Origin of the sequence: Erythrobacter sp. (assembly GCF_023653175.1) — a bacterium.
Taxonomy (GTDB): Bacteria; Pseudomonadota; Alphaproteobacteria; order Sphingomonadales; family Sphingomonadaceae; genus Erythrobacter.
The window spans coordinates 1-5,647 of sequence record NZ_JAMNXL010000211.1; the positions used below are offsets into that span (position 1 = coordinate 1).

Consider the following 5,647-nt stretch of genomic DNA (forward strand, 5'->3'; position numbering starts at 1 on the left):
CGGTGACCGGCTCGATCGTGGTGCTCACCGTCGCCCACTTCAACCACCAGCCCGAAGACTGCGCAGACGACAACCTGCGCGCTTGGTGCCAGCGCTGCCACAACACCTATGACGCCCCTATGCGTCGCGCCGGCATCCGCGAGCGCGCCTTTGCCGATCAGATCAAGCTGGATCTGGGCGAGTGAGCACCTTCGATCGCATCTGGTACTGGCGATCGACGCTGCCCCACCGCAAGGGGCAGCGCTGCCGCATCCTCGCGCGCGGCACCATGAACGCCTGCTGCATCGAGTTCGAGGATGGCGAGCGTCACATCGTCTCGCGCTTCGCGGTCAGGAAAGCCGCACCGTGAAACCGCCGCCGCCCCCTGCCATCTTCGAACTGGCAAAGGTGCTTGCGCGCGCGGCGGTGGCGCGGGACATTGCCCGCTCACGGGAAACCGATTCGACCCATGCGAACCCTGATATACGCCCGATACTCAACAGCGCTGCAGAATAGCCGCTCGATCGAGCAGCAGATCGGCGTGTGCCGCGATCGGGCGAGCCGGGAAGGCTGGCCTGTGATCGAGGTCTTCACCGATTACGCGATCGGCGGCGGGGCCGGGACCAGCGAAGCCCAGCGCCCCGGCCTCGCCGCGATGCTCGCGCGGGTAGAGCAGGGCGATATCGACCAGGTGCTGATCGACACCACCAGCAGGCTCGCCCGCAACCAGGGCGACGCACACCACCTACGCGAGCGGCTCAACTTCCACGGCGCGCGCCTCTTCACCCTCGGCGATGGCGAGATCGACAGCTTCAAGGGCGCGATCAAGGGCCTGCTCGATGAACAGCAGCGGGTCGAGCTGCGCCACAATATCAAGCGCGGACAGGCCGGCACCGTGCGGCAGGGGCGCAGCCCGGCCGGGCTCGCCTATGGCTACCGCCTCGCCAACCGGATCGACGAAGGGGGCAGGGCGGTGCGCGGCCTGCGCGAGATCGATGACGATCAGGCCGCGATCGTCCGCCGCATCTTCACCGAATACGCCGCCGGCAGAAGCCCGGTCGCCATCGCTCGTCAGCTCAACGCCGAAGGTATTTCCGGTCCCCGCGGAAATAGCTGGCGCGCCAGCACCATCCGCCCCGATCGCACCCGAGGCAACGGCATGCTCTCGAACCGGCTCTACGTCGGCGAGCTGATCCACAACCGCACCAGCAAGATCATCGAGCCGGTCACCCGCACCACCCGCATCCGCCCCAACCCCGAAAGCGCATGGATTATCGAAAGCGTGCCCCAGCTGCGCATCATCGACGACGCCCTGTGGGAAGCGGTGCAGGCCGAGCTTGAGCGCAACCGCATAGAGGCCAAGCCGGTGAAGACCCGGCGACCCCGCCACATCCTGTCTGGCCTCGGCCAGTGCGGCACCTGCGGCGGCGCATGGAATGTCGCGACAGGCCGCTTCTGGTCTTGCGGTGCGCGACGCGACGGCGGCACCTGCACCAACAACCGCACGATCAGCACCGAGAGCTACGAACGCCACGCCTTTGCCGCGCTTCAGGACCAGTTGCTCGATCCCGACGTGATCGCGACTTACGTCCGCGAATACCACGAGGAATACGCCCGCCGCGCGAAACAGGGCCGCCAGCGCAAAGCCACGCTCGAGCGCCAGCTTCAGGCCGCCACCGCCAAGGTCGAACGTCTGGTCGCCGCCATCGCCGAAGGCGGCGGCGAGTTCGCCGAGATCCGCGAAGCCCTGCGCGCCGCCCGCCTTGAGCGCGATCGCCTCGCCGCCGAGCTGGCCGAGATCGACGCCGTCCGCGTCATCGCCCTCCATCCCGCCATCGCCGAGGAATACCGCCGGCAAGTCGAAGACCTGCGCACCGCCCTCGCCGAACCCGCCGCTCGCGAAGCGGCCATCCCCGTCCTGCGCGAACTGATCGACCGCATCATCCTCACCCCCAACCCGACTGGCCGAGGCGTGAAGGTCGAGGTCAAGGCTCGCCTCGCCGCAGTGGTCGAACTCGCGACCGGTGAGCAGCGGCGCGGCCCGACGGTCGGCGAAACCCTTGCCCGCCGTGGATGAACGCGCGGGCTTGCGGATGACCCTTGATCGCGTGCGCGATCTTGTCGACTTCTACCCAGGCGACCGCATCTGGTGGCTCTACGTCCGCGAAGCCGTGCAGCACTGGCTCGAGAAGCACGAGGACCCCGCAATCCGGGTCGCCCATGATGGGGTGAAAGCCTTCCCCGAGAACCTCCCCGACGAACGAACCCGCTGGCTCACCCTGCGCGACCAGGTGCAAGCCCTCCTCGATCGCGAAGGCTGAGCCCCTGCGGGAATCGAACCCGCTGGCACCTACTCTAAAGCCCAGTTCCCTTCACCCGCTCCACTTCCCCGTCCATCGGCATCGATATGCGTCAAAAGCGGCGACGGGATGGGCAGAAGGGCTGGGCACCCGCCACCGCCACCCGTAGCGAATATCTGCTGTCTCTGGTGTGCGGTTTCGATCGGCCACCTGCCTATCGGCGAAATCGAGCCGATGGACGTCCTGACAGCCATTCGCCGGATCGAAGGTAAGGGAAAGCTGGAAAGCGCGCGTCGCAGCTTGCAACTGGCGGGTGCGGTATTCCGCTATACCGTTGCCACCGCGCGGCTGGCGTCGGACCCTATGCTACCGATGAAATGACCGCACACGGCTTCCGCGCGATGGCCACAACGCTGCTGAACGAAAGCGGCAAGTGGAACCCCGATGCGATAGAGCGGGCGCTGGCGCATGGCGATACCGACAAGGTACGCGCAGCCTATCATCGCGGCGCGCATTGGGATGAGCGGGTAGCGATGGTGCAATGGTGGAGCGATCATTTGGACCACCTTCGCAAGGGTGGAGACGTGATGCGAATTGCAGACTGGAAAGATGACTGATGGTCTCGTTGAGAAAACTGTGCCGCTCGGAGAGCTGTTTGGAGAAGCGAAACAAACACCTTTGGGTGCGACCCCTAGCTGACGCAGAATGCTGGGCTGAGGGCGGGGGCAGCCTGCCATCCGTGGTGTTCCAATTGTAGATCGGCACTCATCTCCTCGCAGGACCTTTTGGGGCTCCATCAGCTGCTCACTTTAGGCCGGCCTCAAATTGCTCATGGAGAAACACTGCGCATTTATGTGACAAACTCTGAGCTTCCACGCTCCTAGCCTATGCCAAAGGGGGTATTGTTTTCCGTCTTCGATACTTCGATGTCTCCTGAGCGAAGCTATCATTTTAGGAAGACGTCGACATGGAAAGTCTTGGTGTTTCGGTCGAGACTTCTGGCCACTGTTCGGATACCCTCTCAGACGAGCTTCAATCGCCTCTTGCTCGAACTGCCGCATTTCCGGAGAGCCAGCCGCCTTTTGGGGCAGAGCATCAATCGCCGCAGTTGGGCTTGCTGGAGTACCGGAGTGGTTCGAGATATAGTCAACAAAGTTTCAACGCGCTGTTCCGTTCCTTAAGGTACGCCGCCGGCCTCACGCTTCAACAGGTAGCCGACGCTGTCGGAGTGTCGAAACCGACAGTGTGGGCGTGGGAGCACGGCAGAGCTAAGCCCAGCCGTGAAAAAGTGGACGGCATCGCCGAGGCACTAGGGGTTGCGCCTGACCTCCTGACATTTGCCGCCAGGAACCGTGCGTTGATTAGAATGGATCCATCGGACTCCGCGGCCGACGGAAGTTATCGCGACGCGCTGATCTCCGAAGGACGGGCAATGATTGCCCAAGCCTATGAAGTTGCACCTTCGGCAGTCCGCATTTTTGTCGAGGTTGACGGGCTCTGAAGTGCCGCCCCGTCGGTGCCATTGAGGGGTAGAGACTGACTCCCTCTAGATAATTGATCGATGTAAAGGGAACGTCTCTCGGGGCACACCCTGAGAGTAGCCGGCCGGCAACCTCGGCTGCGTCCTTTCCTGACAGTGTATTCGCGGCGGATTCTTGGCAGGCGCACGTCTCCTTGCCGAGCCAAATGACAGTCGAACTCGATCGGGGAGCGACACACGCGCATGAATGAATCAGGAAAAATGAAGCGCAGGGGCCAAAAGAAATGCGGCGGCGCGGGTTTTCCCGTCGCCGCCGCGTCTGGCCAGCCCCGGGGGAGGGGGAAGCTCAGACTAGCCTTGAAAAGACGGTTGATTTCGCAAAGGGAAGGAAATTTTCCGTCCTCACAGAGGCATTCGCTATATAAAGATCGGCGCGGCGCAGGTTACGCCGCCACCCCCATTTCCTGACTTGTCGCCAGCGACGATTGACTACCGGATCGCTTGGGCGTGTCTGCCTGCGGAAACTTCTTCAAGAACTCGCAACGTGAGCCTGGCCAAAGCAAGGTCTAGCGGTTTCTCCAACTCGTTCAAACCGCACTCAATCGAACGCAAAGCTTCCATTTGAAGCGGGGTGTCGGTCGATGCCGGGGCTTCGGCCCCGACCATAATCCCATCGGCCGCCAAACCGTCGAACGCGGGCTTGCGATAAGCCACTCTCGCGCCCGTTGTCGATGAATCGGAGCTCATTCAAAATTCCCTGAAGTACGAGATGCGACATTAGCCTCCTGCCAAAGCGTGCCAATCTACCCTAAAGGGTGTGCTTCTTGTCGACCGAGACCGACGGGCCAAACAAGGCTGGTTGACAATGGCTATGCCTTTGTTGTCCAAATCCTCTATAATGATAGAGACATGCGTTGACTTGCCCGGTGCTGCTACTTGCGGGAGCAGCGATCACGCGAGGATTTGACGGCGGCGGAATGCGGACAGAAGAATCCCGTATTTCAACTAACCGCGGCGACTGGGGCACGAGCTTTGGAGAGACGGCCGCTACCGCAGATAAGGGGCGTCGAGGTCGAGCAAGATTAAGAGGGGCCGCGGCCATTCGCCGCGGCCCCTAGTGTCGATTACATCATCGGGGTGATGAAATCATCTTCAAGCGGACGGACGGGCAGCATCCCGCCATCTAGCATCGGGTAGGGGACCAGGTCGGCCAGAACGGCAGGCCCTTCCACGGCACCCGGCTGAGCCTTGTCGGCATCAGCCAGCAGCGAGGTGCTGCGGCCTTCGATAACAGCCAGAGCATCGCTCAGAAGGCTGTCGAACCCGCTGTCCTCAACAAGGCTGAAGTCGTCCATGTCGATCTCGCGGGTGTTTTTCAAAGTCATGCTTTGCGAACCCACCGAGATCAGCGTGTCCTTACCCACCATGCTGAAGGTAACACTTTGCTCAAACATGGCATCGGTAACCCCAAGGGCGGTGAGATCGATAATGTCGACGCCGCTCTTGAAGTCGAGAACGGTATCGCCGTCGCCGAAGACGAAGGTATCGCTGCCCTTGCCGCCGGAAAGGATATCTGCACCCTCTCCGCCATCAAGGTAATCCCTGCCTTTGCCGCCGAACAGCGAGTCGGTGCCCACGCCGCCGTACAGGTTATCATTGCCACGCCCGCCAAGGAGCGCATCGTCGCCATTTTCGCCGTAAAGACGATCATGTCCGCGCAGGCCGGAAAGGACGTCATCTCCTGCGTCGCCGAGCAGTACATCAGAATTCGACGATCCGGAGAGCTCAATCGAGGCAAATTCCTCGGCCTGCGTCTCTTCGACCGGGGCCGCGGGGGTATCGACCACCGGAGGCTGGGTCTCTTCGACCGGAGCCGCAGGAGTATCGA

Annotated in this window: 7 protein-coding genes and 1 pseudogene; 7 read left to right on the top strand and 1 reads right to left on the bottom strand. The window is 62.4% G+C overall.

All coding sequences use genetic code 11. The annotated features are described in order from the left end of the window. The 7 genes and pseudogenes from NBV68_RS17130 to NBV68_RS17160 all read left to right on the top strand — a co-directional run. Positions 1 to 185: pseudogene (locus NBV68_RS17130) on the top strand (hypothetical protein); the annotation flags it as partial. Then, positions 182 to 349, top strand: a complete 168-nt coding sequence (locus tag NBV68_RS17135) for a hypothetical protein (RefSeq protein WP_296312163.1) — start codon at positions 182 to 184, stop codon at positions 347 to 349. The pseudogene NBV68_RS17130 and the gene NBV68_RS17135, both read left to right, overlap by 4 nt. Before the next feature lie 99 nt (positions 350 to 448). Continuing rightward, positions 449 to 2,056, top strand: a complete 1,608-nt coding sequence (locus NBV68_RS17140; RefSeq protein WP_296312166.1) for a recombinase family protein — start codon at positions 449 to 451, stop codon at positions 2,054 to 2,056. Positions 2,057 to 2,072: 16 nt separating this feature from the next. Beyond that, positions 2,073 to 2,300 carry a hypothetical protein gene (locus NBV68_RS17145; protein ID WP_296312168.1) on the top strand — a complete coding sequence of 76 codons (228 nt, stop codon included), beginning with the start codon at positions 2,073 to 2,075 and terminating at the stop codon, positions 2,298 to 2,300. 213 nt (positions 2,301 to 2,513) lie between these two features. After that, a complete protein-coding gene (locus NBV68_RS17150) occupies positions 2,514 to 2,660 on the top strand; it encodes a hypothetical protein (RefSeq protein ID WP_296312171.1) in 147 nt (48 codons plus the stop codon). Continuing rightward, a complete protein-coding gene (locus NBV68_RS17155; protein WP_366068570.1) occupies positions 2,657 to 2,896 on the top strand; it encodes a hypothetical protein in 240 nt (79 codons plus the stop codon). Before NBV68_RS17150 ends, NBV68_RS17155 begins: the two co-directional genes overlap by 4 nt. A gap of 350 nt (positions 2,897 to 3,246) precedes the next feature. Further along, a complete protein-coding gene (locus NBV68_RS17160; protein ID WP_296312174.1) occupies positions 3,247 to 3,780 on the top strand; it encodes a helix-turn-helix transcriptional regulator in 534 nt (177 codons plus the stop codon). 1,103 nt (positions 3,781 to 4,883) lie between these two features. Here the strand turns inward: NBV68_RS17160 and NBV68_RS17165 are convergent. Further along, positions 4,884 to 5,647, bottom strand: a 764-nt coding sequence (locus NBV68_RS17165) for a calcium-binding protein (RefSeq protein ID WP_296312176.1), incomplete at its 5' end; no start/stop codon positions are given.